General features: G+C 52.0%; 3 protein-coding genes and 1 pseudogene. 3 read left to right on the top strand and 1 reads right to left on the bottom strand.

What is annotated here, in order from left to right; all coding sequences use genetic code 11:
• Nucleotides 1–216: pseudogene (locus AC3B8H_RS20990) on the bottom strand (hypothetical protein); the annotation flags it as partial.
• Nucleotides 217–448: 232 nt separating this feature from the next.
• On the opposite strand from AC3B8H_RS20990, the gene AC3B8H_RS20995 reads away from it, so the two are divergent.
• From AC3B8H_RS20995 to AC3B8H_RS21005, 3 genes are all read left to right on the top strand, one after another.
• Complete coding sequence (locus tag AC3B8H_RS20995; RefSeq protein WP_488443453.1) at nucleotides 449–694, top strand: type II toxin-antitoxin system Phd/YefM family antitoxin; 246 nt, start codon at nucleotides 449–451, stop codon at nucleotides 692–694.
• Nucleotides 691–1,077 carry a type II toxin-antitoxin system VapC family toxin gene (locus AC3B8H_RS21000; RefSeq protein ID WP_488443454.1) on the top strand — a complete coding sequence of 129 codons (387 nt, stop codon included), beginning with the start codon at nucleotides 691–693 and terminating at the stop codon, nucleotides 1,075–1,077. Before AC3B8H_RS20995 ends, AC3B8H_RS21000 begins: the two co-directional genes overlap by 4 nt.
• A 132-nt stretch (nucleotides 1,078–1,209) precedes the next feature.
• Nucleotides 1,210–1,794: hypothetical protein (locus tag AC3B8H_RS21005; RefSeq protein WP_488443455.1), on the top strand; the 585-nt coding region annotated here is incomplete at its 3' end.

Consider the following 1,794-nt stretch of genomic DNA (forward strand, 5'->3'; position numbering starts at 1 on the left):
GTCGGAATGAAAACGATTGTTCGGGAAGCAGTCAGCCGATTGAAAGAAATGGTCTGAATCGCCTATTAATTCTGGTACCTTACGTGCGCCGACGGCGGATTTTGCCCTTCCCCTTGCCATTTCGAAACAACCCGCTTCGATGGGTTTGGTTAGATAGTCAACGGCATAGATTTCGAATGCGCGTAGTGAATGGTGACCTCGGTTGCGTTCGATCAAGGTCTTCAGATTCCTTTGCCAAACCATCGACACCGATACCGCGGGTAGCCGCCTTTTCGAAAGCAGCGCCCAGCTGCCTCAATAATGCGCTGGCAGGTTTGTTGTTTTTAGTCTTCTGTATATCTCACGCTGGTGTAAGCGCGGACAAATCGGGTCATTGACACTATTAAGGTTGTTTAGTCGAACCATGATAGACTAAGCCATATAAACTAAGTCCAATCAGGTTGTCATCATGCAGACATATAATATTCATGACGCTAAAACCCAACTATCCCGTCTGGTAGAGCAAGCCGCCAAAGGTGAGCCTTTTGTCATTGCCAAGGCTGGCAAGCCGATGGTTAAAGTGATCGCGCTTAATGCGCCGGAGCCTTCTCAAATCAAGCGCTTTGGTTTTATGGCTGGACAAATCCATGTACCGGATGATTTTGACCGGATGGACGAAGAGGAAATCGTACAGCTATTTGAGGATGGTGCATGAAACTGCTATTGGACACCCATCTGCTGCTATGGGCGGCGGAAGGTTTTGAGTATTTACCACCGGATGCCCAGGCGCTGATGAGCGCCCCTGAAAACGAGCTGTTCTTCAGCGTCGCCAGTTTGTGGGAAATCGTTATCAAATGCGGATTAGGCCGCAAAGACTTCCAGGTCGATCCGCGCTTGTTACGGCGAGGGCTGCTGGACAATGGCTACAGTGAATTGCCGATCCTCAGTGAGCATGCAGTCGCCATCGGCACCTTGCCGCCGATCCATAAAGATCCCTTTGATCGTTTGCTTGTCGCCCAAGCCATGGTTGAGGGCATCACGCTTCTGACGTCCGACGCCTCTGTGGCTGAATACCCTGGTCCCGTACAACACGTCTAATGAATGGCAGCACGGTAGCTGGTTGGTCGTGTTTTCCTGCTGATACCGATTTCGGCGTGGCCTGTTTTCAAACCAGTTCGGGTGCTAATTCTGGAAGCATTCGGCGTCCGTTGTAACGAACAAAACCTATGCGTGGACGATTTTTCTAAGCTCGCGGCGGCACAATCACTACTCTATGATTCGAAAAGTTATCTTGCCGAGCAATGGGGCTTGTCTATCGGCGAGCCGAAGATCATTTTTTGTAGTACGGAACAATGCCGGTCGACCTTTGGGCTAGCTAACAAGGCTGGCTTCACCTTGGGTAGTTTCGCTATCGCCATCGCGCCGCGAGCTTGGTGGCCGCACTACGTGGCGCATGAACTCATCCACTATTGGCAGGCCAACAGTTTCGGCAGCCTATCGCTGCTACGCGGTGAGCAGTGGCTGATCGAAGGCATGGCCTACGCCCTGAGTAGTGATCCGCGCATGGAACTGCATGAGCCATTTGCATCCTATCGGCAGCGCTTCAATAACTGGTATCGTTGGGATGTTGACGTAGACCTGATCAGCTTCGTCGAGGTTTTTGGTCAGGTCAGGCTGAAACTCCAACTGAGTGCCACGGATGTTGGTCATGCTGCCGTAAAGCTTGACGCCTCGCAGGTCGATCTCGTGGCCGCCGTCGCGTCCGGTCAGAAAATGGTTGGTTTTGTGCTTGGCCGGTGTGCCGGAAACAATCGC

Source organism: Methylomonas sp. BG-2 (genome assembly GCF_057766305.1).

Bases quoted from the DNA above. Each gene is read 5' to 3' on its own strand.
- AC3B8H_RS21000 (WP_488443454.1), top strand. From the start codon at position 691: ATGAAACTGCTATTGGACACCCATCTGCTGCTATGGGCGGCGGAAGGT.
- AC3B8H_RS20995 (WP_488443453.1), top strand. From the start codon at position 449: ATGCAGACATATAATATTCATGACGCTAAAACCCAACTATCCCGTCTG.